This is a genomic window from Mesorhizobium silamurunense (assembly GCF_014843825.1).
Lineage (GTDB): Bacteria > Pseudomonadota > Alphaproteobacteria > Rhizobiales > Rhizobiaceae > Mesorhizobium > Mesorhizobium silamurunense.
In genome coordinates this window covers 1-25,316 of record NZ_JHQR01000060.1, presented here as the reverse complement: position 1 = coordinate 25,316, position 25,316 = coordinate 1, and the positions used below count along the sequence as shown (strand labels likewise).

General features: G+C 65.2%; 26 protein-coding genes and 1 pseudogene. 18 read left to right on the top strand and 9 right to left on the bottom strand.

Annotated elements, in window-relative coordinates; all coding sequences use genetic code 11:
• Positions 1-45: 45 nt before the first annotated feature.
• A complete protein-coding gene (locus DH10_RS06685) occupies positions 46-912 on the bottom strand; it encodes an NUDIX hydrolase (RefSeq protein WP_425515289.1) in 867 nt (288 codons plus the stop codon).
• On the opposite strand from DH10_RS06685, the gene DH10_RS38120 reads away from it, so the two are divergent.
• Together DH10_RS38120 and DH10_RS38115 are read left to right on the top strand one after the other, a co-directional pair.
• Positions 835-1,014 carry a hypothetical protein gene (locus tag DH10_RS38120; RefSeq protein WP_425515292.1) on the top strand — a complete coding sequence of 60 codons (180 nt, stop codon included), beginning with the start codon at positions 835-837 and terminating at the stop codon, positions 1,012-1,014. The genes DH10_RS06685 and DH10_RS38120 overlap by 78 nt on opposite strands.
• Positions 1,015-1,292: 278 nt before the next feature.
• Positions 1,293-1,556: pseudogene (locus DH10_RS38115) on the top strand (hypothetical protein); the annotation flags it as partial.
• Between the two features lie 19 nt (positions 1,557-1,575).
• On the opposite strand, the gene DH10_RS06675 reads toward DH10_RS38115, so the two are convergent.
• Positions 1,576-2,277 carry an NmrA family NAD(P)-binding protein gene (locus DH10_RS06675; RefSeq protein ID WP_210325208.1) on the bottom strand — a complete coding sequence of 234 codons (702 nt, stop codon included), beginning with the start codon at positions 2,275-2,277 and terminating at the stop codon, positions 1,576-1,578.
• Between DH10_RS06675 and DH10_RS36240 the strand changes: the two genes are divergently transcribed.
• The 8 genes from DH10_RS36240 to DH10_RS06640 all read left to right on the top strand — a co-directional run bounded on the left by DH10_RS36240 (position 2,276) and on the right by DH10_RS06640 (position 9,891).
• Complete coding sequence (locus DH10_RS36240) at positions 2,276-2,467, top strand: hypothetical protein (RefSeq protein WP_210325207.1); 192 nt, start codon at positions 2,276-2,278, stop codon at positions 2,465-2,467. The genes DH10_RS06675 and DH10_RS36240 overlap by 2 nt on opposite strands.
• Before the next feature lie 236 nt (positions 2,468-2,703).
• Positions 2,704-3,345 carry a ThuA domain-containing protein gene (locus DH10_RS06670; protein WP_192253338.1) on the top strand — a complete coding sequence of 214 codons (642 nt, stop codon included), beginning with the start codon at positions 2,704-2,706 and terminating at the stop codon, positions 3,343-3,345.
• Between the two features lie 140 nt (positions 3,346-3,485).
• The gene (locus DH10_RS06665) at positions 3,486-4,229 is read left to right on the top strand and encodes a FadR/GntR family transcriptional regulator (protein WP_192253335.1); all 744 of its coding nucleotides are present in this window, start codon (positions 3,486-3,488) and stop codon (positions 4,227-4,229) included.
• A gap of 88 nt (positions 4,230-4,317) precedes the next feature.
• The gene (dgoD, locus tag DH10_RS06660) at positions 4,318-5,481 is read left to right on the top strand and encodes a galactonate dehydratase (protein ID WP_312891302.1); all 1,164 of its coding nucleotides are present in this window, start codon (positions 4,318-4,320) and stop codon (positions 5,479-5,481) included.
• 2 nt (positions 5,482-5,483) lie between these two features.
• The gene (locus tag DH10_RS06655; RefSeq protein ID WP_192253329.1) at positions 5,484-6,260 is read left to right on the top strand and encodes an SDR family oxidoreductase; all 777 of its coding nucleotides are present in this window, start codon (positions 5,484-5,486) and stop codon (positions 6,258-6,260) included.
• 82 nt (positions 6,261-6,342) lie between these two features.
• The gene (locus DH10_RS06650; RefSeq protein WP_246506327.1) at positions 6,343-7,335 is read left to right on the top strand and encodes a substrate-binding domain-containing protein; all 993 of its coding nucleotides are present in this window, start codon (positions 6,343-6,345) and stop codon (positions 7,333-7,335) included.
• A gap of 49 nt (positions 7,336-7,384) precedes the next feature.
• Complete coding sequence (locus DH10_RS06645) at positions 7,385-8,905, top strand: sugar ABC transporter ATP-binding protein (protein WP_192253326.1); 1,521 nt, start codon at positions 7,385-7,387, stop codon at positions 8,903-8,905.
• Entirely contained in the window at positions 8,902-9,891 is a 990-nt protein-coding gene (locus DH10_RS06640) for an ABC transporter permease (protein ID WP_192253323.1), read from the top strand. Before DH10_RS06645 ends, DH10_RS06640 begins: the two co-directional genes overlap by 4 nt.
• A gap of 20 nt (positions 9,892-9,911) precedes the next feature.
• Here the strand turns inward: DH10_RS06640 and DH10_RS06635 are convergent, their stop codons facing one another.
• The 3 genes from DH10_RS06635 to DH10_RS06625 form a co-directional block, all read right to left on the bottom strand.
• Positions 9,912-11,267 (bottom strand): glutamine synthetase family protein, encoded by a 1,356-nt coding sequence (locus tag DH10_RS06635; protein ID WP_192253320.1) that lies wholly within the window; start codon positions 11,265-11,267, stop codon positions 9,912-9,914.
• A gap of 463 nt (positions 11,268-11,730) precedes the next feature.
• A complete protein-coding gene (locus DH10_RS06630; RefSeq protein ID WP_192253317.1) occupies positions 11,731-12,429 on the bottom strand; it encodes a GntR family transcriptional regulator in 699 nt (232 codons plus the stop codon).
• 335 nt (positions 12,430-12,764) lie between these two features.
• Positions 12,765-13,577: a LuxR C-terminal-related transcriptional regulator gene (locus tag DH10_RS06625; RefSeq protein WP_192253314.1), complete on the bottom strand. Its 813-nt coding sequence runs from the start codon at positions 13,575-13,577 to the stop codon at positions 12,765-12,767.
• 118 nt (positions 13,578-13,695) lie between these two features.
• Between DH10_RS06625 and DH10_RS06620 the strand changes: the two genes are divergently transcribed.
• From DH10_RS06620 to DH10_RS06585, 8 genes are all read left to right on the top strand, one after another.
• Positions 13,696-14,832: an ABC transporter ATP-binding protein gene (locus DH10_RS06620; RefSeq protein WP_192253311.1), complete on the top strand. Its 1,137-nt coding sequence runs from the start codon at positions 13,696-13,698 to the stop codon at positions 14,830-14,832.
• The gene (locus DH10_RS06615) at positions 14,813-15,976 is read left to right on the top strand and encodes an ABC transporter substrate-binding protein (RefSeq protein ID WP_192253308.1); all 1,164 of its coding nucleotides are present in this window, start codon (positions 14,813-14,815) and stop codon (positions 15,974-15,976) included. Before DH10_RS06620 ends, DH10_RS06615 begins: the two co-directional genes overlap by 20 nt.
• A gap of 47 nt (positions 15,977-16,023) precedes the next feature.
• Entirely contained in the window at positions 16,024-16,917 is an 894-nt protein-coding gene (locus DH10_RS06610) for an ABC transporter permease (protein ID WP_192253305.1), read from the top strand.
• The gene (locus DH10_RS06605; RefSeq protein WP_192253302.1) at positions 16,917-17,729 is read left to right on the top strand and encodes an ABC transporter permease; all 813 of its coding nucleotides are present in this window, start codon (positions 16,917-16,919) and stop codon (positions 17,727-17,729) included. The genes DH10_RS06610 and DH10_RS06605 overlap by 1 nt, the downstream gene beginning before the upstream one ends.
• An 11-nt stretch (positions 17,730-17,740) precedes the next feature.
• Positions 17,741-18,502 (top strand): SDR family NAD(P)-dependent oxidoreductase, encoded by a 762-nt coding sequence (locus tag DH10_RS06600; RefSeq protein WP_192253299.1) that lies wholly within the window; start codon positions 17,741-17,743, stop codon positions 18,500-18,502.
• Positions 18,503-18,912: 410 nt separating this feature from the next.
• The gene (locus DH10_RS06595) at positions 18,913-20,292 is read left to right on the top strand and encodes a glutamine synthetase family protein (RefSeq protein WP_192384514.1); all 1,380 of its coding nucleotides are present in this window, start codon (positions 18,913-18,915) and stop codon (positions 20,290-20,292) included.
• A gap of 2 nt (positions 20,293-20,294) precedes the next feature.
• A complete protein-coding gene (locus DH10_RS06590; RefSeq protein WP_192253293.1) occupies positions 20,295-21,587 on the top strand; it encodes an NAD(P)/FAD-dependent oxidoreductase in 1,293 nt (430 codons plus the stop codon).
• Between the two features lie 114 nt (positions 21,588-21,701).
• Positions 21,702-22,490, top strand: a complete 789-nt coding sequence (locus DH10_RS06585; protein WP_210327761.1) for a DeoR/GlpR family DNA-binding transcription regulator — start codon at positions 21,702-21,704, stop codon at positions 22,488-22,490.
• A gap of 12 nt (positions 22,491-22,502) precedes the next feature.
• Here the strand turns inward: DH10_RS06585 and DH10_RS06580 are convergent, their stop codons facing one another.
• The 4 genes from DH10_RS06580 to DH10_RS06565 form a co-directional block, all read right to left on the bottom strand.
• A complete protein-coding gene (locus DH10_RS06580) occupies positions 22,503-23,009 on the bottom strand; it encodes an L-2-amino-thiazoline-4-carboxylic acid hydrolase (RefSeq protein WP_192253290.1) in 507 nt (168 codons plus the stop codon).
• Between the two features lie 48 nt (positions 23,010-23,057).
• On the bottom strand, positions 23,058-23,834 hold the full coding sequence (locus DH10_RS06575) for an ABC transporter ATP-binding protein (protein WP_192253287.1): 777 nt from the start codon (positions 23,832-23,834) through the stop codon (positions 23,058-23,060).
• The gene (locus tag DH10_RS06570; protein WP_192253284.1) at positions 23,831-24,724 is read right to left on the bottom strand and encodes an ABC transporter ATP-binding protein; all 894 of its coding nucleotides are present in this window, start codon (positions 24,722-24,724) and stop codon (positions 23,831-23,833) included. Before DH10_RS06570 ends, DH10_RS06575 begins: the two co-directional genes overlap by 4 nt.
• On the bottom strand, positions 24,721-25,316 hold a 596-nt coding region (locus DH10_RS06565), incomplete at its 5' end, for an ABC transporter permease (RefSeq protein WP_192384512.1). The genes DH10_RS06565 and DH10_RS06570, both read right to left, overlap by 4 nt.

Here is a 25,316-nt window from a genome sequence, read left to right as displayed (position 1 = left end):
GTTGAGTATAATCAGGACATATGCTTAACTTGAGCATATTAAATGTCAAGCGCGTGAAAGTGGCAATTTCGTCCCTGCGACAGTTCGTTCCGCCAGAACCGTCTGGCGGAAGCGGAAGCGTTTGGCCGGAGGCCCTCGTGTTTCCGACACCGTCTCGCCCGTTTCCTCGACCAGATCCTGCTGTTCGATGAGACGCCGGAAGTTCTGCTTGTGCACGAGCCTGCCGGCGAGCGCTTCAACCGTGCGCTGCAACTGCAGCAGTGTGAATGCCGGCGGCATCAGTTCGAACACCACGGGGCGGTATTTGATCTTGGTCCGCAGCCTGGCGATACCGGTCGCCAGAATGCGGCGGTGGTCGGCAATCATTGGCCGACCGGGCACAGACGGACTGCCGCCGTCCCTGCCGCGCGTGGCCTCCGCCACCAGCGTGGCCTCATAGAGCAACTCGTATCGCTGCAGCACGAGTTCCTCGTTCCAGTCACGATCATCCAGGTCGAAGGCGTATGCCACGCGCTGCCGGCGATCGCGGCGCACGCCAAGATCCTCGGCTTCGTCCGCCCAAGCGGAAAGTCGGGGCACAAGGATGTCACGCAAGATAGACGGCACGCCCGCGCGGTGATCTTCCCACGGAAAATAGTCGTACCAGCCTCGCCAGCTATGCGCTGCGGACCTATCGGCCTGCTCTTCTCGCGTCAGGCCGAGATAGCTGATCGAGATCACGCGCTCGTCACCAGTTCGGTCGCGGTCGGCAAAGGTGTAGAGCTGTTCGATGTAGCCCAGCGGATGACCGGTCTGCCGCTCCACCCACGCCCTCAGCCCCGACTGCAGGGAACGATGGCCGAGCTCAAAAGGACCGGACGGCAACGCTTGAGCCTCTCCGATGGTGAGGACGCGTGGCTCACCATCGGTCACCGCAATGACAACGGCGATCAGGTCCGCGCTGACGGCATGGCTCTGATTGTTCCTTTGAGCCTGACTTGTCGGCTGGATTGTCTTGTCTTGCATGGGGCGTGATGCGATTCCGATGTGAAGGCGCTCAAATGGGCAAGCCGACGAAAGGTGAACTGCCGCACGTCGCCCGTCAACGTTCATCAATGAACGATGTGTGGGACCTCGATCCACCCCTTTCGCATGGACTTTTTCTGTTCGCGGACCTAACCATCCGACGCATGCAATGGCTCGAATTTGCCGGGACCCAGCCAGGAAATGGACATGACTGACTTCTTCATTAGCCACACTGGCGTGGACAAAAAATAGGCGCGCAGCCCAGATACCATCATCACGACCGCATCATGCCGATCGCCATGATGCTGCTGTTCGTCCACGTCTTCGGCGGCGCGATCGACACGGGTTCGGATTCTTACGTGAATTACCAGTTGCCCGGCATTCTGCTCATCACGGTTGCTTCGGGCACCGCCTACACCGCATTCCGGCTCTTCGTTGACATGAAGAGCGGTATCTTCGAGCGGTTCCAGTCCATGCCGATCGCTCGGTCGTCGGTGCTGTGGGCGCATGTACTGACCTCGCTGACCGCCAGTCTAATCTCGCTCGCGGTGGTCGTGCTGATCGCCCTGCTCATGGGCTTCCGCTCGGGAGCGGGCGTGACGGCCTGGCTCTCGGTCGCCGTGGCTCCCGACCCAGGATCGCACGTAGTGTCAGTGGGTTGCCGAGCAGGCCGTGGTGATCGTAGTGATCGAACATCGCCCTCAAGCCCTGGGGAACATCGCCGAGCACATCGGGATCGCGACGCTCCCTGATTTTGCGACCCAGCACATCGCTCATCAGGGCAGCGACATCGAGGCGGTTAAGTTGCCCGGGTGCGCAGAGTTCGAACGTGCCAAAAAGCAGCCGCTCTTCAGTCAGGGCTATTGCCGCGACCTCGGCGACATCGCGATAGTCGACCAGTGAGAAGCGGGTCTCGGACGACCAAGGCTCCGCAAGCACGCCCTCCTTCACGACTTTCGGCCAGAATGCAGCGTAGTTCTGAAAGTAGCGCGCCGGATGGGGGAACGTATATTCCAGGCCAGAGGTAAGAACGGCCTCCTCGACCGGCACTTTGGCGACATGATTGACGAGGTCCGAGAGCACCGGATGGATCACGGCTGAGAACGCGAACCGCCGCACGCCGGCGTCGATGGCAGCCTCCACGACATTTTTTCCCACATCAGCTTCGCCGGGAATGAAGGCCGGGGCGATATAGAAGACGGCGCCCATATCCTTTAGCGCTGCGTCCAAGGCTGCTCGATCGCGGAGGTCGCCGATGGTGACTTGCGCCATGGCCGCGTACCAGTTCGGACTGCTCAGGCTTGCGGATGAAGGCGCGGACGCGCGCACCTCGCGCGGCGAGGGCGGGAATTACACTGCCCGCAAAATTTCCCGCAGCGCCGAAGGCGAGAATCATCATGATCATGTCCTTCGAGTTGGTGACGATTACGAATCTGCTCGGCCACCAGCGACCCTTAACTGAATCTGGTTCCCGCGATCGGGGTGTCACCTCCCCGCCAGCATATCTTTCGACCAATGCTTCGACAGGCTGCTCAGGCTGAGTTGGCGCAAAAAGCGCGTCGCGTTTGGACGGTTCGTGTTTTGTCGTCGCAAAGCCGCTCGTGCCCTTAGGCAAACCCCCCTCAGGTCTTTTTTGCTGACTTGCGTTGACGTCCGAAATCTTCTCGATTGAATAGAACCAAGCTGACGGAGAGAAAAATGCGGCAGGCGCTGATCGTATGGGGCGGCTGGGAAGGGCACGAACCCGAGGCCGGGGCGCATGCCGTCAAGGCTATGCTTGAGGAGGAAGGTTTTGCCGTGCGGGTGGAGAACACGACCGCGGCGTTCGCATATCCGGCGGTCGCCGAGCTCAGCCTGATCGTGCCGATCTTCACCATGTCCAAGATCGCCAAGGCCGAAGAGGCCAATCTCACCAAAGCGGTCGAAAACGGCGTCGGCCTGGGCGGCTTCCATGGCGGCATGGGCGACGCGTTTCGCGAATCGACGGACTACCAGTTCATGTGCGGCGGGCAATGGGTCGCCCATCCCGGCAACATCATCGACTATCGGGTGAATATCCTGCGGCGCGACGACCCGATCATGAATGGCATCGACGACTTCGCCTACCGCTCCGAGCAATATTACATGCATGTCGACCCCTCGAACGAGGTGCTGGCCACCACCACCTTCTCGGGCGAATACGCGCCGTGGATCGACGGCGTCGTCATGCCGGTGGTGTGGAAGCGCCGGCATGGCAAGGGACGCGTGTTTTATTCGTCGCTCGGCCACGTGGCCAAGGAATTCGAGGTGCCGCAGATGCGGACGATCCTGCGCCGCGGACTGGTATGGGCGGCGCGCTGAATCCGTTGCCAGCGGCTGCTTCCTCGGTCGGAAACCTCGACTTGTTGTCTCGCGGCTATTCATCGTATGAATAGACGATTTACATAAGACCTAACGTTTCATACAACAGACCGCAGCGGCTTTCGTCGGGAGAGGATTGCGTGGAAACCATCGTTCCTTCGGATGCAACCGGCTGGATGCCTTCGATCGACCAGGGCGGGGCAAGCGTGCACAACGCCGTCGTCAGCGTGCTGGGCAGCCGTATCCTAGGCGGCGACTATGCTCCCGGTGCTGCCCTGCCGCGCGAGGAGGAGCTCTGCGCCATGCTGGGCGTCAGCCGCACCTCGGTTCGGGAAGCGGTCAAGGTGCTGTCGGCGAAAGGCCTTGTCGAGGCCAGACGGCGCGCTGGCGTGCGCGTGCTGCCGCGCGACAGCTGGCGGCTGCTCGATCCGGTTGTGCTCGGCTGGCACCCGTCCATCCAGGATGATGAGGAGCTGGTTTCCGGCCTGCTTGAGGCGCGCCGCATCTTCGAGCCCGCGGCGGCCGAACTGGCGGCCAGACGCGCCAGCGCCGCCGACCTCGCCGAGATCGAGCGCGCCGTCGTCGGCATGCGCGAAAACATCCCGGGCGACCTCAACGCCGTCTGCCAGGCGGATCTTGCCTTCCACAAGGGCGTCATCGCCGCCAGCCATAACGTCGTGCTCAAGGGCCTGGTCGGCATGCTGGAGGCAGCGTTGCGCGCCACTTTCCTCGTCACCAACCCGTTGATGGAAGCGCAGTCGCGCGCGCTTTCCGCCCATGCCGCGGTGCTGGAGGCGATCCGCATCCGCGACACCGCCGGCGCCCGCGCCGCCATGAACAGGCTGCTCGACATCGCCGCCGACGATCTCCACGCCAAGGGCTGACGTTTCCGCCTTGACGCCATTTTTGATCGTATGATATTCGCATTTCATATGATCTAATTGCGTCTGGGAGGAGTTGCGCTTGAGGATCGTGGCCATCACCACGCGCGTCGTGAACGCGGATATGCGCAACTGGGTGTTCGTGCGCGTCGAGACTGATCAGCCGGGCCTTTACGGCTGGGGCGAAGCAACGCTGGAGTGGAAGACCCAGGCTGTCGTCGGCGCCGTCAACGACCTGGCGCCGCTTCTGATCGGTCGCGATCCGCGCGATATCGAACAGGCGGTGCGCATCCTCAAGAAGCACTCGTTCTGGCGGCTCGGCGTCATCGGCATGTCGGCTGTTTCCGGCATCGAGCTGGCGCTCTGGGACATTTTTGGCAAATGGCTCGATCAGCCGGTCTGGCGGCTCACCGGCGGCAAGGTGCGCGACCGGGTCAAGGTCTATACCCATCTCGGCCTCGGCGACATGCGTGCCGTCTACGAGACGCTGGACGCCGAGCCACTGGTGCAGCGCGCCTCCGAGGTGGTGGCCAGGGGCTATCGCGCGCTGAAGGCCGTCTTCATTCCCTACAGCCACTATCATGCGCCGCTCATTGAGGTCGACAAGGTCGGCCGGCTCATGGAGGCGTTGCGCAAGGCGGTCGGCCCCGAGGTCGAGATCATGGTCGACTTCCACGGGCGTCCCGCCTCGGCTTCAACCGCGCTCGCCTATATCGACGCGCTGGCACCCTACCGGCCGATGTTCATCGAGGAGCCGCTGCCGCCTGGCGAAACCCGCGCCCTGGCGCAGCTCGCCGCCAAGTCGCGCGTGCCGATCGCCACCGGCGAGCGGCTGGTCGACCGGCCCGAATTCGACGATCTGTTCCGGGCAAGGGCAGTCGACATCGTGCAGCCGGACATCTGCCATTGCGGCGGCCTGCTCGAGGCCAAGAAGATCGCGGCGATGGCCGAGGCGGTCTCCGTCGGCGTCGCGCCGCACAATCCACTCGGCCCGATCGCCGGCGCGGCGGCGCTGCATTTCGCCGTCTCGACGCCCAACCATCTGATTCAGGAGGAGATGGTCGGCGCCGTGCCCTGGTATTTCGAGGTGGTGAGGGGGCCGATCCGCATGGTCGACGGCTGCTGGCAGGTGCCGGACGCGCCCGGGCTCGGCGTCGAGGTCGACGAGGCGGTCGCCGCCCGGCATCCGTACAAGCCTGAAGTCATGCACACCACCAACGCCGTGCTTGCCGACGGCACCATCGCGGACTGGTGACGATGGTCGGGCGTCTCAAGGACAAGGTCGTCATAGTCACCGGCGCCGGGCGCGGCATCGGCGAGGCGACGGCGCGTTCGATGGCGGCGGAAGGCGCCGCGATCGTCGTGGCGGAAAAGGATGCGGCGACTGGAAGAAACGTCGCCGCGTCGCTGGCCGAAAGCGGCGCGCGGTCGCTGTTCGTCGAGACAGACGTCGCCGACAGCAGGTCCTGCGAGGCGATGGCCGAACAGGCTCTCGGCGCCTTCGGCCGCATCGACGTCCTGGTCGCCAATGCCGGCATCAACGTGTTCCACGAGCCGCTGGAAACCACCGAAGAGGAATGGCGGCGCTGCTTTGCCGTCGATCTCGACGGTGTCTGGTATTCGGCGCGCGCGGTGCTGCCGGCGATGCGGGCTCAGAAGCAGGGCTCGGTCGTCGCCATCGCCTCCTGCCACTCCTTCGCAATCATCCCGTCGACCTTTCCCTATCCGGTCGCCAAGCACGGGCTGCTCGGCCTGGTGCGGTCGCTCGGCATCCAGTACGCGCCCGAAGGTATTCGCGTGAACGCCATTGCGCCCGGCTACATCGAGACGCAGATCGCGGTCGACTACTGGAACACATTTCCGGACCCGCAGGCGGAGCGCCAGCGCACCTATGATCTGCACCCGCCGCGCCGGATCGGCCGGCCGGAGGAGGTGGCGATGACCGCCGTCTTCCTCGGCTCCGACGAGGCGCCGTTCATCAACGCGGCCTGCATCGTCATCGATGGCGGGCGCTCGGTTCTCTACCACGAATGAGGTTTCGCGCCGGCGGCCGGTCGCCGGCAGATGTTTCAAGCAGGTCAGATCCCGCCGGCCGGGATCGATTGGGAGGAAGCCAATGAAAAGCATGATCAAGGTGTGCCTTGCGGTTGCGGCAACAGCCGTCGTCGCGTTGACGGTCCACGGCGCCGGCGCGCAGGACAAGATGAAGTTCGGCTACATCAACAAGATGGGCGACCATCCCTGGTTCGTCCGCGAGGTGAAGGGCGCCAAGGACAAGGCCGCCGAGCTCGGCGTCGATCTGCTGGTCCAGGACGTCCAGTTCGACGCCAACCTCGCCGTCACCACCTTCGACACCTATGTCGGCGACGGCGTGAAAGGTATCGCCGTGGTGGTGCCGGACCGCTCGCTCGGCCCGGTCGTCGCCGACAAGGCCAAGGCCGCCAAGATCGGCCTGATCGCGGTCGACGACGACATCGCCTTCGCCGACGGCACGCCGGTCGCCTATGTCGGCATGAACGCGCTCAACATCGGCAAGCAGGTCGGCGCCGAGATCGCTCGTATCGCCAAGGCCGAGGGCTGGGATAAGGACCTCTCGAAGGTGCGCGTCGGCTCGATCGAGGACCAGAAGGCCGACACCTGCATGCGCCGCAACAAGGGCGCGGAGGAAGCGCTGGTCGCGGCGATCCCGGAGATCAAGTCGCGCATCGTCTCGATCCCCTATGACAACACCATGGTCAACTCTATCGACGTGGTGTCGACGACGCTGACCGCCAATCCCGATGCCGAGAAGTGGATCTTCTACTCCTGCAATGACGACGGCGTGCTCGGCGGCGTGCGCGCCACGGAGAATGCCGGCATGAAGCCGGAGAACGTCATCGGCATCGGCATCGACGGCTCGCGTTCCTGCGAGGCCTTCGGCGCCGGCAAGCCCTCGGGCTTCCGCGGCACGATGTGGCTGGACAGCGCCAAGCATGGCGCGGCGGCGATTCAGGCGCTCTACGACCAGGCCACCGGCAAGGAAATGCAAAAGGACTATTTCCAGGACGCCACGCTGATCAGCGGCGAGAACTTCGCCAAGTTCAAGGACACGCTCGGTTGCAAGTCCTAGGCTTTCCTTCGGTATTGCGGCGGGCGGCTTCAAAGGGAGCCGCCCGCCCATGACCGCGCCCGTCGTTTCCGTCGAGAACGTCAGCAAGCGCTTCGGCGCCGTGCAGGCGCTGCGCGACGTGTCGATTGCCTTCAATGCCGGCGAGATCACCGCGCTGATCGGCGAGAACGGCGCCGGCAAGTCGACGCTGATGCGCGTGCTGGAAGGCGAGCATCGCCCCGATACCGGCCGCGTGCTGGTCGACGGGCACCCGGTTCAGCTTACCTCGCCGCGCGCCGCGCATGGCTCGGGCATCCGGGTCATCCACCAGGAACCGGAGATCATCCCGGAACTGACGGTGGCGGAGAACATCTTCATCGGCGACATCAGGGCGCGCGGCGGGATTTTTCTCGACCGCGCGGATCTGGAGCGGCGCAGCCTTGAGCTGCTTGGCACCTTCGGCGTGGTCGACGTGCTTTCGCCAGGGCAGCGCTGCCATGGCCTGAGCCCGGCGCTCAGGCAGCTCATCGAGATCATGCGCGCGCTGCGGCCGGGCGCGCGGCTGCTCGCCTTCGACGAGCCGACGTCATCCCTGACGGAGGACGAGGCGCAGCGGCTGTTCCGCGTCATCCGGCGCCTCAAGGCTGACGGCGTCGCGGTGATCTACATCTCGCACCGGCTGCGCGAGATCATCGAGCTTGCCGATCGCTGCGTGGTGATGCGCGACGGCAGCCGCGTCGCCGACGAGCCGATCGCCGCGCTTGACGAGCAGCGCATGGTGCGGCTGATGGTCGGCAGGCCGGTGAGCGACCTGTTCAACCGAAGGGAGCGCGCGCTGGGACCGGTCCGGCTGGCGCTGGAAGATGTCACGACACGCCGTGTCGAGGGGATCAGCTTCGAGGTGCGGGCAGGCGAGATCGTCGGGCTTGGCGGACTGGTCGGCGCGGGACGGACGGAAGTCGCGCGCGCCATCGTCGGCCTCGATCCGCTGCTGTCCGGAAAGATGACGGTTGGCGGCCAGCCTTACAAACCGCGCGAGCCGGCCGACGCGGTTGCCGCAGGCATCGGGCTGGTGCCGGAGGACCGCAAGCAGGAGGCGCTGCTGTTGATGCAGGCGGTGCGCGACAATGTCAGCCTGGTGGTGCCCGACAAGGTGTCGCGCTACGGCTTCTTCAGCCGCAGGCGCGAGCGTGCGCTGGTCGCCCGTCACGTCGCCGAGCTCAGGGTCAAGACGCCGTCGATCGAACAGGCGGTCGGCAAGCTTTCCGGCGGCAACCAGCAGAAGGTCGTCTTCGCGCGCTGGCAGGCGCGCGGGCCGGCGGTGCTCATCCTTGACGAGCCGACGCGCGGCATCGATGTCGGCGCCAAGGCGGAGATCTACAGGCTCATCGAAAGCCTGGCCGACCAGGGTCTCGCCATCCTGCTCATCTCCTCGGAAATGCCGGAGCTGCTCGGCCTGGCCGACCGCGTCCTGGTCATGCAGAGCGGACGCATCAGCGGCGAGCTCCCGTGGCAGGAGGCGAGCGAAGAGGCCGTACTGGCGCTTGCCATGCGCTCGGGGAAAGAGACGATCGAAAGGAAAGTGTCGTGACCGATACCGTAACGGCCACCCGCGAACGCGCGCCAGCAAGCCTGTTTGGCCGCATCGGCGCGCAGAACATCAGCCTGCTCATCGCGCTGGTGGTGCTGTTGGCGATCTTCGGCGCGCTGCGACCCGACGTCTTCTTCACGCCGCGCAACCTGATCAATATCGGGCTCGCGGTCACCATCCTCGGCATCCTCGCCATGGCGCAGACCGTCGTCATCGTGTCGGGAGGGCTCGACATCTCGGTCGGATCGATCGTCGGCTTGAGCACCATGGTGCTAGCCGTGGTCGCCCAGGAAACCGGCTCGATCCCGGCCGGCATCCTCGCCGGCCTGCTCGCCGGACTTGTAGCGGGCGCCGTCAACGGGCTGATCATCGTCTACGGACCGGTCAATGCGGTGATCGCGACGCTTGGAACGATGTCCGCCTTCCGCGGTCTCGCTTATCTGATGAACAACGGCAATTCGATCCCGATCACCGGCGACAGCCTGCGCGCGCTTGGCATCGGCACGCTGTTCGGCCTGCCTTTCGCCATCTGGCTGCTGATCGCCGCGATGGCGGCGTTCATCGTCTTCACTCGCGAGACGGTCGTCGGCCGCAACATCTACGCGCTCGGTGGCAACCCGACGGTGGCGCGGCTCGCCGGCATCCCGATCCGCCGCTACCAGATATCGATCTACGCGATGAGCGGCTTTGCCGCGGCGGTGGCCGGCCTGGTGCTCGCCAGTCGCACGATGTCGGGTCAACCGGCGTCCGGCAGCCAGGGGCTGGAGCTCGAGGCCATCACCGCCGCGATCCTCGGCGGCTGCGCGCTGCAGGGCGGCAAGGGCACGATCGTCGGCGCCATGCTCGGGGTGCTGATCATCGGCGTCCTCAACAACGGCATGATCCTGACCAGCGTGCCGACCTTCTACCAGCTGCTCGCCAAGGGCGCGCTGCTGATCCTGGCAGTCATCGTGCAGGAACGCCAGCGGGCGCGGTCGGGAGAATAGCCCGTGCCGGGTCGTCTGGCCTAAACACTTTCGAGATAGGTCTCGATCTCGAAGTCGCTGACGTTGAGCGCAAAGGTGTTCAGTTCCTGGCGCTTGCAGGCGATGAAGGCGTCGCGCAAGACGGCCGGGAAGATTTCGGCGACGCACTTGCCGGTCTCGAACGCGGCGATCGCCGAGGCCCAGTCCGGGGGCAGTTTGGCAAGCGGCAGCCCCTGTCCCTCGCCGCCGGTCGGCTCGCCGGGCGACAGTTGCCGCTCGATGCCCATCAGGGCAGCGCCCAGGATCGCCGCCAGCACCAGATAGGGGTTGGCGTCGGCGCCGGAGACGCGATGCTCGATGCGGCGCGCGGCTGACGGACCGCCGGGAATACGGATCGCCACCATGCGGTTCTCGTAGCCCCAGGCGACAGCGGTCGGCGCATAGGAGCGCGGCCGCAGCCGCCGGTAGGAATTGAAATGCGGCGCGAACACCAGCGTGCTTTCGGCCATGGCGGCAAGCAGGCCGCCGACCGCGTGGCGCATGGCGTCGGAGCCCTGGTCGCTGCCGTCGTCGAAGATGTTGCGGCCCTCTTTGTCGAGCACGCTGAAATGGACATGGAACCCGTTGCCGGCACGTTCGCCATAGGGCTTGGCCATGAAGCAGGCGGCAAAGCCATGCTTGCGCGCGATGCCCTTGACGGTGCGCTTGAAGAGCACGGCGTCGTCCGCGGCACGCAAGGCGTCGGGGACGTGGTTGAGGTTGATCTCGAACTGGCCGACGCCGTTCTCGGCGATCGCCGTGTCGACGGGAATGCCCTGCATGCGGCAGGCTTCGTAGACGTCGTGGATAAAGGCCTCGAAATCGTCGATCTCGTCGATCGACAGCGCTGCGTCGGAATCGAGACGCCGGCCAGTGATCGGCGAGACAGGGCCGACAGGCCGATGCGACGTCGGGTCGACGAGGTAGAATTCGAGTTCGGTGGCGGTAACAGGCGTCAGGCCAAGCGCCGCATAGCGGTCGAGGATGCGGGCCAGCGCGCGGCGCGGGTCGCCGAGATAGGGCGCGCCGGCATCATCCGCCAGCCAGAGCGGCAGAAGGGCCGTCGGATGCGCCGTCCAGTCGACGGGCAGGATGCCGCGTCCTGTCCACTGGCAAAGCCCGTCGGCATCGCCGGTCGAGAACACCTGCGCGTTGCCTTCGATGTCCTCGCCCCAGATGTCGAGCCCGATCGCCGAATAGGGCATGCGCAGCTTGCCTTCGAGCGCCTTGCGCGCCTGCTCGACCGGGATGCGCTTGCCGCGCATGATCCCGTTCAGGTCGCACACAGCCGCCCTCAGGCTCTGGATATCGCTCCTGCTTTCAAGCCAGTTCAAAACGTCCGCAACTGCATCGCCCAATTTCCAGCCCCTGGTTCTTTCTGTAGCCATTTCGGCTACGATATCCATTTTCAGCTTGTGAGTTCGTGAAGGCCGCCCTGGAGATTTCCGGGCGGGTTTACTTCATTTTTTCAATTCACTAGCCGGGATATCGGGCGGCATTTCGGGTCCATATTATGCGATCTGCGATCGCAACATAGCGACAAGCCGAGAGAAAGCCAAGCCGGGATTTGGGAAATTGGCCGCAACGCTCATCCCGTCGTCATCCTATGGCGGAGCAAGGAGCGAAGCGACGCGGCGCAGCGCAGACCATAGGATCCATACCGTGACTTCAAAGACGCTGCTGCGTTCCAGAATTTTGCTCCGCCGCATTCTACGCTCGAGGTCACGGCATGGATCCCAGGGTCTCCGCGACGGAGCTTCGCTCCCGCTTCGCCCTGGGATGACGAAGTTGGACGCTTTCAGCCAATCTCGAAGGCTTTTCCTAGGGCCGCAGTTCCGGGAACCTGACCTGCTTGAGAATGTGCGCCGCACCTTCGTCGATATCGCGCACGATGGCCGCGCGGGCCCGCTCGCCGTCCTGGGCCTCGATCGCCGCCACGACCTCCTCATGATAGTCGATGCCGAGGATGCCGGCGAGGTCGTCCTCGAAGCCGATGCGCAGGTTGCGGAGGAAAGGTCCGACCTGCATCCATACCGTCTCGATCAGGAAGATCATCTGCTCGTTGCCGCAGTGGCGGTAGATCGAGAACTTGAAGTCATGGTTCTTGCGCAGATAGTCGTCGATGTCGCCACTGCGGGCGGCCTGGGTGAGCTCGGCGCAATGACGCCGGATGGCGCGCAGGTTGTTGCCATTGATAAATTTTGTCGCGAGCTCGGTGGCCGTGCCTTCCAGGACCGTCCGCACATCGGTCAGCTGCTGGAAACGATCTGCCGAGATCATCGGCACCTCGACGCTGCCGTTCGGCATCGGGCTCAGCGCCCTGAGCGCCTGCAGCCGCATGAAGGCGCTGCGCACCGGCATGTCGCTGGTGCCGAGCTCCTTGGCGAGCTTGCGCGAAGTCAGCTTCTGGCCCGGCTGGAGCTGACCCGACATCAGCGCCCGCACCAGTTCCAGATAGACCTTCTCATGCAGGGGTACTGTGTCGAGGGCAGTCAGTCCGAATTGTGTTTTGTCGGCCATTGGCTATGCGCTACTTCGTCCGTCCCTGAAATCCGTTTCGTCACTCAATCTGCCGCCGCAATACTTGGCCGGCGGTTGTGGAGCCGCACGATAGACGGTTAACGCGCGCCGCCGCAAGGGAGGCCAAGGCCGCATGCCGACCGACCCAACGGCGCCATGATTTCCTATGTGACCCCGATACACGGGCACAAGGTTTTGTTCATCGAATGCCTGCCGACTCGGCAATGCCAGGATCGATCCCGGCTATTCGCAGATCGACCGGCTGAAGGCTCTGGCCGAGCTGCACGGCATCATTCGCGCCGTGGAGCAATTCGAACTGGCCTGAGGCCAGACTGCTATCCGATGCGTGCGTCGATGATTTCGACGAAACGCGCGAAGAGGCCGGCCTGCGACTTGATCTTGAGCTTGCGATAGATGTTGCGACGGTGAACCTTCACGGTCCCGGGCACGATCCTGAGCGCCCTGGCGATCGATTCCGTCGAGTGGCCCTGAAGCACGAGGTCGACCACCTGTTTCTCGCGCGAGGTCAGCGACAGGCTCTTCCAGATATGCGCGCGATCCAGCTCGTTGGCCGTTGCGACGGTCTCACCCGGGGGCGGGACCGCAACCTCTTCGGCGGGCAGAGCCGGCCAGCGCAGCCGGCAGAAGCCGATCACCGCCGGCGCCATATCGCGCAGCAGCCTGGCGTCCGCCGTTCCGAACGGCCCGGAGGCGCGCAGCCGCATCAGCGACAGCACGAGCGCATCCTTGCCGGCCAGCGGGACGAAGAAGCCGACCTCCTCGGCGAGCCGGGTCTGGCTGTAGTAGGAACGGTAGTATTCGCTGGCATAGAAGCGGTCGGGCGCAAGTTCGCGCATCCGCCAGAAACCTTCTTTGCGTTCGACCGCGGCGTGATGGAAGGGGTCGAGCAGGTAGGGGCCTTCCTGATAGAGCGCGACGAAGATGTGGCTCTCCGCCGAAGAGAAGGTCTCGAACAGCAACGGCGGCCGCGCAGCACCCCGATAGCCAAAGATCACGCAGTGATCGAAGCGGACCTGTCCGCGCAGCCAGGCGACGATCGCCCTGCCGAAATGATCGCCGCTGGTCTCCCGCGTCGCGGCGATCACGGCGGCGAGCGCGTTGTAGTGGTCACTGCGGGAGGCGGCCAATTCATACCCCTCTAAATGGTAAAATCAGCTAAATATACCACCCGCGAGGTATATACTAGGCACCATTGGCTCTGCTAGCGTCACGACATTGCCTCACGCTGTCGCTGGAGCCCGTGGCTTGACTGCAGTGCCTGATATCGAGTTTCGCGCGGTCACCAAGCGCTACGGCGCCGTCACGGCGGTCAGCGGCATCGATCTTGCCATCCCGCCTTCGGCATTCGTCGCGCTGCTCGGACCGTCCGGCTGCGGCAAGACGACGTGCCTGCGCATGATCGGAGGCTTCGAGCAGCCGAGCGAAGGCCACGTGCTGATCCGCGGCCGCGACATGGCCGGCACGCCGCCCTATCGGCGCCCGGTCAACATGGTGTTCCAGCAGTACGCCCTGTTCCCGCATCTCGATGTCGAGGACAACATCTCCTACGGGCTGCGCCAGGCGAGGCCGCGCCTCACGTCACGCGAGATCAGCCTGAAGGCGGTCGAGGCGTTGGCCATGGTGCAGCTCGCCGGCTACGGACGCCGTAAGATCCACGAGCTTTCCGGCGGCCAGCAGCAGCGCGTCGCGCTCGCCCGCGCGCTGGTCAACAAGCCGGCAGTGCTGCTTCTCGACGAGCCGCTGGCGGCGCTCGACAAGAAGCTGCGCACCGACATGCAGATCGAGCTGCAGAACCTGCAGCGCGAGATCGGCATCACCTTCGTGCTGGTCACCCACGACCAGGAGGAAGCGCTGTCGATGAGCGACTTCGTCTGCGTCATGAATGGCGGCCGTATCGTCCAGCTCGGCCAGCCGAGCGAGATCTATGACGAGCCGGCGGACCTGTTCGTCGCGGATTTCGTTGGCAAGACCAATCTCTTGAGCGGCAAGGTGGCCGGGCTCTCCGGCGACCGCGTCGATGTCGCGCTTGCCGACGGCACGGTGATTTCGGCGCGCAAGCGGGTGCCGCTTAGCCGGGGCGAGGCTGTATCCGTCAGCCTGCGGCCGGAATCGCTCAGCCTCACAGCACCCGGAAGCGGCAGCCTGCAGGGTATCGTCCGTAACCGGATTTTCCTGGGCTCGACCGCGGAATACGCGATCGAGGTTCAGGGTATCGGATCACTGCTCGCCAAGGCCGATCACCTGATCGGCCAGGGCAATCTTTTCAAGCCGGGCGAACCCGTCGCCATCGGCTTTGCCGCCGGAGCGCCGCTGGCGTTTCCGACCTCCAAGAACAACGGGACCAACCAGAGGGAAGACCACCATGTCGAAATCGTATCGTGACGGACTGCCGATAAGCCCTGAAAAATTCGTCGACCAGTTGATGCGCATGAAGCGCGGCTCGATCAGCCGGCGTGACTTCCTCGGCCTCACCGGCCTTGGTGTGGCAACCGCCGTCATGGCGCGCGAGCTCGGCATCATGCCGACGCCGGCCTATGCCGCCGAGAACCTCGGCGACCGCATGTCGATCGCCACCTGGCCGAACTACCACGACCCGGCGACGTTCGAGAATTTCAAGGCCGAGACCGGCGTCGCTGTCGAGGTCAACGTCTTCGGCTCAAACGAGGAGATGCTGGCCAAGCTGCAGGCCGGCGGCTCGGGCTGGAGCCTGTTCGTGCCGACCAACTACACGATCTCGACTTACAAGAAGCTCGGCATCATCGAGCCCTTGGATATGGCCAAGCTCGGCAATTTCGACGGCACCAAGGAAGACGCGCGCTTCACGGCCGAAGGCACGATCGACGGGACGATCTACGCCGTGCCGAAGAACTGGGGCACGACCGGCTTCGCGGTCAACACCAAGAAGCTTGCCAAGCCGATGTCGAGCTGGAAGGAGTTCTGGGATACGGCCATGGCCGAAGGCGACGGCCGCACCATGGTGCATGACTACCAGCTGACGACGATCGGCAACGCGCTGAAATATTACGGCTACTCGTTCAACTCGCTGAAGCAGGACGAGCTCGCCAAGGCCGAGGAACTGCTGCTCAAGGTCAAGCCGCATCTGTTCGCGGTGTCGAGCGACTATCAGCCGGGAATGCGCGCCGGCGACGCCTGGATGACGATGTGCTGGACCAATGACGGCGCGCAGCTCCACCGCGACATTCCCGAGATCGCCTATGTGCTCGGCAAGGAAGGCGGCGAGATCTGGACCGACTTCTACGCCATCCCAAAGGATGCGCCGAACAAGCCGGCCGGCTACGCGCTGCTCAACTACCTGATGAACCCGAAGGTCGCGGTGAAGGAGCATCTGGCCAATGGCGCGCCCTCGACCGACGCGCGCGTCAACGCGCTGCTGCCGAAGGAGGTGCTGGACAATCCGATCCTCTACCCGGCCGCCGATCTATTGAAGCCGCTCGAGTTCGGCGCCGCCGCGACGCTGACCGATCCGGGCCGCGCCGAACTGATGGCGCGCTTTAAGTCGGCTTGAGCGGCACCGGCCACAAACACGACCCAGACGATGCGACCGGCGGGCAGATGCCCGCCGGGACCGAAGCGGCTTTTTCGATGCGCGGCAATCTCCTTCGCAGAAATCTCCTGACCGCATTGCTGCTCGCTCCGGCGACGCTGTGGCTTGTCGTCTTTCTGGTCTTGCCCTTCGTCGCCATCGCCATCTTCAGCGTCGGCGAGCGGGCGCCCGAGGGCGGCTATCAGGCCGCGCTCACCTTCGCGCAATATGCCAACTTGCCGGCGCGGGCGACCGCCTTCTGGAACACGATGGTGCTGGCGCCGGCCGGCGCGCTCGCCTGCCTGCTCGTCGCCTATCCGGTCGCCTACTATCTAGCGCTGCGCGCGCCGCAGCGCTGGCGGCTGATCCTGCTTGCGCTGATCGTCATCCCGTTCTGGACCAGCCTTCTGATGCGCACCTATGCCTGGATGTACATTCTGGGCGGGCGCGGCATTCCGGCCCTGCTCGCCTACGTCGGCATCGAGGATCTCAGGCTGATCAACACGTCGGGCGCGGTGCTGCTCGGCATCGTCTACGGCTACCTGCCGCTGATGATCCTGCCGATCTATGTCAGCCTGGAACGGCTCGATCGCCGGCTGCTGGAGGCTTCCGCCGATCTCGGCGCGACGCCAGTGTCTACCTTCCTCGGCGTGACGCTCAGGCTGTCGCTGCCCGGCGTGATGACCGGCTTCTCGCTGGTGATGATCCTTTTGCTCGGTGAATACCTGATCCCGACGCTGCTCGGCGGCGGCAAGGTGTTCTTCATCGGCAACGCGCTGGTCGACCTCTTCCTGCAATCGCGCAACTGGCCGTTCGGATCGGCCATCGCGATCACGCTGGTGGCGGTCTCGGTGGTGGTGCTGATCGTCGCCAACCGCATCTCGACCCGGCTCTCGGGCGCACGCAGGGTGGATCTGATCTGATGCGCGCCTTCGTCGTCGCCGTCTTTGGCTTCCTCTATCTGCCGATTGCGCTGGTCGTGCTGTTCTCCTTCAATGCTGGTCACCATGCCAGCGAGTTCACCGGCTTTTCGGTGCAATGGTACGGCAAGGCGCTGTCGAACCCGTTCCTGGTCGAGGCGCTGAAGAACAGCCTGTTCATCGCCACTACCAGCGCGCTCCTTGCGGCCTTCTGCGGCACGGCCGCGGCGCTCGGGCTGCAGCGCGTCGGCGCGCCGGCGCGGGCGGTTTTCGATGCGCTGCTGGGTGCCGCGATCGTCGTTCCGGGCGTCGTCATCGGCATCTCGACGCTGGTCGCGCTGGTACAGCTCTTCGTCGTCGTCAATCCGTTCCTCGCCTCGCTGTGGCCGACCGACCAGCCGCCGCGTCTTGCGCTCGGCTACGGCTCGATCATCGCCGCGCATGGCCTGTTCTCGATGGCGCTGGTGACGATGATCGTCGGCACGCGGCTCAGCAGTCTCGACCGCAACCTGGTCGAGGCGTCGAGCGATCTCTATGCCACGCCGCTGACGACATTCCGCTCGATCGTGCTGCCGCAGATCATGCCGGCGGTGATCGCCGGCTTCCTGCTCGCCTTCACCTTCTCCTTCGACGACTTCATCATCGCCTTCTTCGTCGCCGGCGCGCAGACGACGCTGCCGATCTACGTCTTTGCCTCGATCCGGCGCGGCGTGACGCCGGAGATCAACGCCATCGCGACGATCGTGCTCGCCGCGTCGGTCCTGCTCGTCCTGCTCGCGCAATGGCAGCTCGGCCGACGAAAACCATCGCCTTGAAAGACAAGTCCATGATTCTGAGAGATCGCATCGCCGTGGTAACGGGCGCCGGGTCGGGCATCGGGCGCGCCGGCGCCATGATCATGGCGCGAGAAGGGGCTGTCGTGGTGATCGCCGACCGCGACCCGGCGGCAGGCGAGGTCACGGCGTCCGGCATCCGCGAAGCCGGCGGCCGTGCCGAAGCGGTCGCCACCGATGTCGGCGACGATACAGCGGTCGAGGGCTTAATCGCGGGAACGCTCAGCAAGCACGGGCGGATCGACATCCTGCACAGCCATGCCGGCATCCAGGTCGGCGGCACGCTGACGGAAGTCAGCACCGACGGCATGGACGCCTCGTGGCGGATCAATGTGCGGGCGCAGTTCCTCGCGGCGAAGACCGTCATGCCTTCGATGATCGCGCAGGGCGGCGGCGTCATCCTCAACACCGCCTCGAATTCCGGCGTCTTCTACGACCGCGAGATGATCGCCTACGCCACGTCGAAGCACGCCGTGGTGGCGATGACCAGGCAGATGTCGCTCGACTATGCCAGGCACAATGTTCGCATCAACGCGCTCTGCCCGGGCTGGGTCGACACGCCGTTCAACGAGCCCTTTATCGCCCAGATGGGCGGGCGGGACGCGATCGAAAGCTATGTCCGGACTAAGATCCCGATGGGGCGCTGGGCGAGCGCGCAGGAGGTCGCCGAAGCCATCCTGTTCCTCGTGTCCGACCGCTCCTCCTTCATGACCGGCCAGGCGCTGGTGGTCGACGGCGGCGAGAGCATCGGCTGAGCGCCGGCCCGAGGCGCGATGAGGCTGTTCGTGAAGCGGGCTTGCGCCGAAAGCAACGATCGGTCAAACCATAGGCCAGGTTCCTCGATGAGGCTTGCCGTGCAACTGGCAAAAAGGCTCTCCCGCTCTCGGCCGGTTTCAATTTCGGTCGCAAGAAACCGCGCTTCGGCGAGGTATCACTGATCATGCGCTGCTGCCGGCACGAGAACCTGCAACGCGCGGAGGAGACTAAGGTCGGTTCGCATGTCGTTCGCGACGGCTGGACCGAGGGGGTATGCGGTGCGCTCGATCCGGCCTGCGGGCCGGCCATCAGGCGGGCGTCCGTCATTCAGATAACGTAGGCTACTCAACGCTCAAACCGAAACGGACGTGCCCGCCGAAGCGATTTCTCCTTCGCACGGACATGACCGATGCCTGACAAACAAGACTTTTCACTCTCCAGCGGCGCCGATCCGCAAAGCTGGCTGACGACGCATGGAATAAAGGAGGTCGAGTGCCTCGTGCCCGACGTCAACGGCGTGCTGCGCGGCAAGGCGTTGCCGGCGGCGAAGTTCCTGAAGTCGGTCGAGGACCGCGCGCTCTACCTGCCGAGTAGCGCCTTCCTGGTCGCCATCGACGGCCGCTATTCCGGCTCCATCGACGAAGGGTTCGCCTATCAGGACCCCGACATGCGCATGGTGCCGGACCTGTCGACGCTCTGCCTGGCGCCCGGCGGCGGCGCCGGCAGGGCCTATGTCTTTGCCGACACGTTCCACATGGACGACCGGCCCTGGATGGCTTCGCCGCGCCATGTGCTGCGGGCCGCGCTCGACCTCTACCGCCGGCGTGGCTGGCGCGCGGTTATGGCGCCGGAGCTCGAATTCTATCTTACGGCGCCAAATCCCGATCCGGATCGGCCGCTGACCGCGCCGGTCGGGCGCAACGGCCGGCCGGAAGGCGTGCAGCATCCCTACGACATGCAGGCGTTGGAGGAATTCGAAGAGGTGACGCGGCGGCTCTACGAACATGCTGCCATAGCCGGCCTGCCGCTCGACACGCTGATCCATGAATCCGGCACGGCGCAGCTCGAGATCAACTTCCTGCACGGCGATCCGCTGGCGCTGGCCGACAAGGTGCTGTTGTTCAAGCGCCTGGCGCGGCAGGCGGCGCAGGCGAGCGGCATGCACGCCACCTTCATGGCCAAGCCGATCGCGGCGCAGGCCGGCAGCTCGATGCACCTGCACATGTCGATCGTCAACGAGGGCGGCGAGCCCTTGTTTGCTGGCAAAGACGGCGACGATACGGAAATGTTCTCCCACTTCATCGGCGGCCTGCAGAAATACGTTCCTGAAATCATGCCGCTGTTTGCGCCCAACGTGAATTCGTATCGCCGCATCCGGCCAGGCCACCACGGCGCCCCCGCCAATATCGAATGGTCGCATGACAACCGCTCCTGCGGCCTGCGCGTGCCGATGGGCGGGCGCGCGGCGCGGCGGGTCGAGAACCGGTTGCCCGGCGCCGACGCCAATCCGTACCTCGCCATGGCCGGCTCGCTGATCGCCGGCTATCTCGGCGTCGAGGAGAAGCTGGCCCGCTCGGCGGAAGCCTTCGGCAATGCCTATCGCAGCCAGAGCACGCTGCCGAAAACCATGGAGGAAGCACTCGACCGCTTCGCCGCCTGCGAGCCGGTGCGGGCGCTGCTCGGCGAGGATTTCTTCCAGACCTATCTGCGGGTGAAGAGTGTCGAGCTCGACCTGTTCCAGACCGTGGTGACGTCGTGGGAACGCGACCATCTCCTGCTCAAGGTGTGACCATGGCTTCCACGGGTTTCAATTCCGGTCTGGACATCGGCAAATCCTACTATGTCGCTACCGCCAATCCGGCGCCGGACCATCCGGCGCTCATCGGCGATGTCGAAGCCGATCTGGTGGTCGTTGGCGGCGGCTGCACCGGTCTGTCGGCGGCGTTCCACGCGGCCGAGCGCGGCCTGAAAGTGGTGCTGCTCGAAGGCGGCAAGATCGGCTGGGGAGCCTCCGGGCGCAATGGCGGCCAGATGATCCCGGGTCTGCGCAAGGGCGCCAAAGGTTTGGTCAAGGCGTTCGGTCCGGAACGGGCGAAGGCGCTGTTCGATCTTGCCTTCGAGGCGCGCGGGCTGGTGCTCGACATCATCGAGCGCCATGGCATCGAGTGCGACTTGCGGCTGACCGGTCATCTGGTCGGCGCGGTCAACGGCTCCGACATGCGCGACTTCGAGGAAGAGGCCAAATGCCTCGCCAAGGTGATGAACTTCTCGGATGTGGAAATCCTGTCGGCGGCGCAGGCGCGGCAGATGGTCGATACGCCTTTTCAGGGCGCGGTCTTCGAGAAGCTCGGCGGCCACATGCACCCGCTGAACTACACGCTGGGCCTCGCGCGCGCCGCAGTCGGCGCCGGCGTCATTGTCCACGAGAACTCGGTTGCGGTGCGCCTCGAGCGCGAGCCGTCCATCCGGGTGTTTACCGACAAGGGCTCAGTCCGTGCCCGCCATGTGGTGCTGGCAGGCGACGCGCTGCTCAAGGGACTGGAGCCGCGCGTCAACAGCCGCATCATGCCGGTCGGCAACTACGTCATCGCCACCGAGCCCTTGGGCGAGCACAACGTCATCCCGTCCAATGTCGCGGTTTCGGACACGCTCTTCGTGGTCAACTATTACCGCATGTCGGCGGACGGCCGCCTGCTGTTCGGCGGCGGCGAGCGCTACACGCCTTCGCCGCCGGCCGACATAGCCGGCTTTGTGCGCCCGCACATGGAAAAGACCTTTCCGCAATTGCGCGGCTGCCGCATCGACCATGCCTGGGGCGGGCTGGTGTCGGTGACGACGTCGCGCCTGCCGCATGTCGGGCATTATGGCGAGGTCTATTTCGCGCATGGCTATTCGGGCAAGGGCGTCATCCTGTCGACGCTGTCGGGCAAGCTCCTCGCGGAAGCGATCACCGGCGATTCCTCCCGGCTCGACCTGTTCTCGACGCTCACGCCGCTGCCGTTCCCGGGCGGCACGGCGCTGCGCGGCCCGCTCTATGTGCTCGGCATGCTTTGGTACGCGATGCGCGATCGCCTAAGGCATTGAATCTGGCTTTCGCGGCCCCGGCGTGGCTAATGTCTTCACGCCGGGGACGAATCCGCGGCGCGGCCGGCGTTTGTCGTTTGGGCAATGCTCGCGGGCCCGCAGCAAGGAGAAGCGATGAACATCGAGCCCGGCCGGCTTACGAAGAAGGAGCGACATGAGCTGATCCTGTCGGAGGTCCGGCGCTCTGCATCGATCCGCATCTCGAAGCTCGCCCGCCGCATCGGGGTTGCCGGCGAGACCATCCGCCGCGACCTGATCGAACTTGGCGAGGCGGGGCTGATCAACCGCACCTATGGTGGCGCGACGATCTCGCTGATGACGTCGGAACCGGTTATCGCGGAGCGCGGCCTGCTGCTGGTCGAGGAACGCGCCCGCATCGGGCGGGGTGCCGCGGGCCTGGTCGAAAATGGCCGGATCGTGATGATCGACGGCGGCTCGACGACCTACGAGGTGGCGCGCAGCATTGCCCAGCTCAGGCGGGATCTGACCGTCATCACCAATTCAGTCGGCGTCGCCTCGGTTGCCGGCGCCAATCCCAGCTTCCGTGTCATCCTTTGCTCCGGTACCTATGACAGCCGTGAGGCCAGCGTGCTCGGCGAGGACACCGTCGAATTCGTGCGCCGCTACAATGCCGATGTCGCCATCATCGGTGCATCGGCCGTGAACGCCGAGGGGCCGAGCGACATGGTCTCGGGTGCGGCGGCGGTGAAACGCGCGATGATGGCGCGCTCGCTGTCGACGATGCTGGTCGTCACCAACGACAAATTCGGCCGCGGCAGCCTCGAACGCATCTGCGCTTTGAGCGAGGTTTCCGACGTTGTCACCGACAGCGAGCCGGCGACGGAACTGCGCGCCGCGATCGACGAAGCGGGCGCGGAATTGCACGTCTTCACCGAAAGCTAAATCGTCGGCTTGCTAAGTGTCCCTGTTGGTCAGCGCGATGTGGCAGCAACCGGAGCCGTGGCCGGGCGTCCAGGTGACGTTGGCGAAGCGCACGCCAGTCGCCTCGAACAGGCCGCGGTCGAAGGCGCCTGCAATGCGGCATAGCGTGGCGAGCTTTTCCTCGCCGACGCCGGCCTCGACCCAGGCATCCTTCAGCGGACAGCGCTTCACCTTGAAGGCGATGTGATCCGGCCCACAATCGACGTCGGTCGGATACATGCGGCCGCCATCCGGACTGACGGAGAGGAACGCCTCGCCGATCGCCAGTGCGTCATTGGGGCCGAAACCGGCAAAGGCAGCCGCGGCGACTTCGCGGCCGCGTTTCTCGATGGTGCTGATCATCACCGCTTCGGCTTTCTCGGCGCCGAGCTCGGCGGTCAGCTCGTCGAGGAAGAGACGATAGAGATCGGCCCGGTTGCGGAAGGCGGTATCGAGCTCGCGCGACAGTTTTTCGGCTCTGGCTGCTTCGGGATCGGTCATGATGCGTCCTGATTTATTGTCCGACCATGATCTTGTCCGCAAACCGGATCATGCTCGGTTTCTATTCAGTGTCGGCGTCGCCGCCACCAGCGCCTTGCCGATCGCCGATTGCGGGTTGGCGATGACGGCGCGGGCATCGCCGACCTCGGCAACCCGGCCGGCGTCGAGGATGGCGACGCGATGCGCGACGGCGCGGATGACGCCGAGGTCATGAGAAATGAAAAGATAGGCGATCCGTTCCTGGCGTTGCAGGTCGAGCAGCAATTCCAGGATTTGTCCGCGGACCGACACGTCGAGCGCCGATACCGCTTCGTCGAGCACGATCAGCGAAGGCCGCGTGGCGACGGCGCGGGCGATCGCCACGCGCTGGCGCTGGCCACCGGAAATCTCGTGGATGGCACGTTGGGCAAGGCCGGCGTCAAGACCGACGCGTTCCAGCAGGGCAGCGATGCGGCGCGGGCGCTCGGCGCGCGAAGCGATAGCATGGATGCGCAGGGGATCGTCCAGGACACGCGCCACCGTGGCGCGCGGATTGAAGGCGGCGAGCGGGTCCTGGAACACCATCTGGAGACGGGCGCGGCGCGCGCGCAATGCGGCGCCCGACAGCGAGAAGAAGTCCGTGCCTTCGAATTCCATCCGTCCGGCATCGGGCTCGATCAGCCGCAGCACCAGCCGCGCGATCGTCGACTTGCCGCTGCCGGACGGGCCGGCCAACGCCAGCGTCTCGGCCGGGCCGATCTCGAACGAGACATCATCGACAGCCGGGAAAGGCTTGCCGCGGCGGTGATAGCGCTTGGCGAGATTGGAGACGGCGAGCAGGCTCATGCCGAAGCGCCTGGCCGGTCGAGCAGCGGCACGGCGTCGAGGCCGAGATGGGCATCGAGCAACGAGCGTGTATAAGCATTGCGGGGCGCTTCGACGATTTGGCGGGTCTCGCCCGATTCAATCAACTCGCCATGGCGCAGCACCGCGATGCGCTCGGCAAGCGTGGCGGCGAGCGCAATGTCGTGGCTGATGAAGAGCAGCGTCATGCCGTCCTCGGCGACGAGCCGGCGGATCAGGGAAACGATCTCCGCCTGGACGATGGTGTCGAGCGCGCTGGTTGCTTCATCGGCGATCAACAGCCTCGGCCCGGCAGCGATTGCCGCGGCGATCGCCACGCGCTGCTTCTGGCCACCGGAAAGCTGGTGCGGATAGGCATGCAAGGCTGCGTCCGGATCGGGCAGGCGGACGCGTTCGAGGAGGGTTTTGGCTCGTGCATAAGCCTGCGACCAGCCGAGGCCGAGATGCGTGCGCGCGACCTCGGCGATCTGCTTGCCGATCGGCATCACGGGGTCGAGGCTGGAGGAGGGGTCCTGGAAGACGAAGCCGATGTCGCGGCCGCCTATCGGAGCGTTGTTTGTTAGCGGGAGACGTTGGCGATCCTTCGCACCCTCCTTTGTCCTGCCCGACATCTCCCCCGCGGGGCGTATGACGGAACGAGACGTTTGCAGTTGGCTTGCTGACCATTCTATGCGTCCGCCGATCACTGCAGACTCCGGCAACAGCCGCGCAATTGCCAGCGCCAGCGTGCTCTTGCCCGAGCCGCTTTCGCCGATGATCGCCAGACGCTCGCCTGCAGCAACCTCCAGGCTAAGCCCTTCCAGCGCCACCACCTCAACGTCGTCCCGACGGTAGAGCACCGAGAGATCGCGGATCGAGAGCAGCGCGGTCACGACAGGCTCCTGCGCACCGCTGTGCTTTCCACCACGCCTTCGCCGGCGAGGTAGACGCCGAGCACGGTCAGCACCAGCGCGATGCCGGGAAAAATCGACAGATATGGCGCGGTGCGCAGCACGGCACGGCCTTCGGCGATCATGCCGCCCCAGGTGACGCGGTTGGGGTCGCCGAGGCCGAGGAAGGACAGCGCCGCCTCGGTGAGGATCGCTGCCGCGACGATCACCGAGGACAGCGCCAGCCCCGGCGGCAAGGCGTTGGGGAGCACCTCGCGGAAGGCAATCTCAAGAGGATGCATGCCGATGACGCGAGCACCGGCGACATAGTCGCGCTCGCGGATCGACAGCACTTCCGCGCGAGCAACGCGAGCGGGACCGGTCCAGGCGCCGAGCGCTATTGCCGCGACGACGACGCCAAGCGACGGCCCGACGATGCTGACGAAGGCCAGCGCCAGCAGGAAGCTCGGCACGGTCTGGAAGGCGTCGGTGATGCGCATCAGCACCTCGTCGATCAGCCCTCCCGAGAAGCCGGCCAGCGTGCCCACCACCGCGCCGACGAGGAGTGCCGCGCCGGCCGCCGCCAGCCCGACGG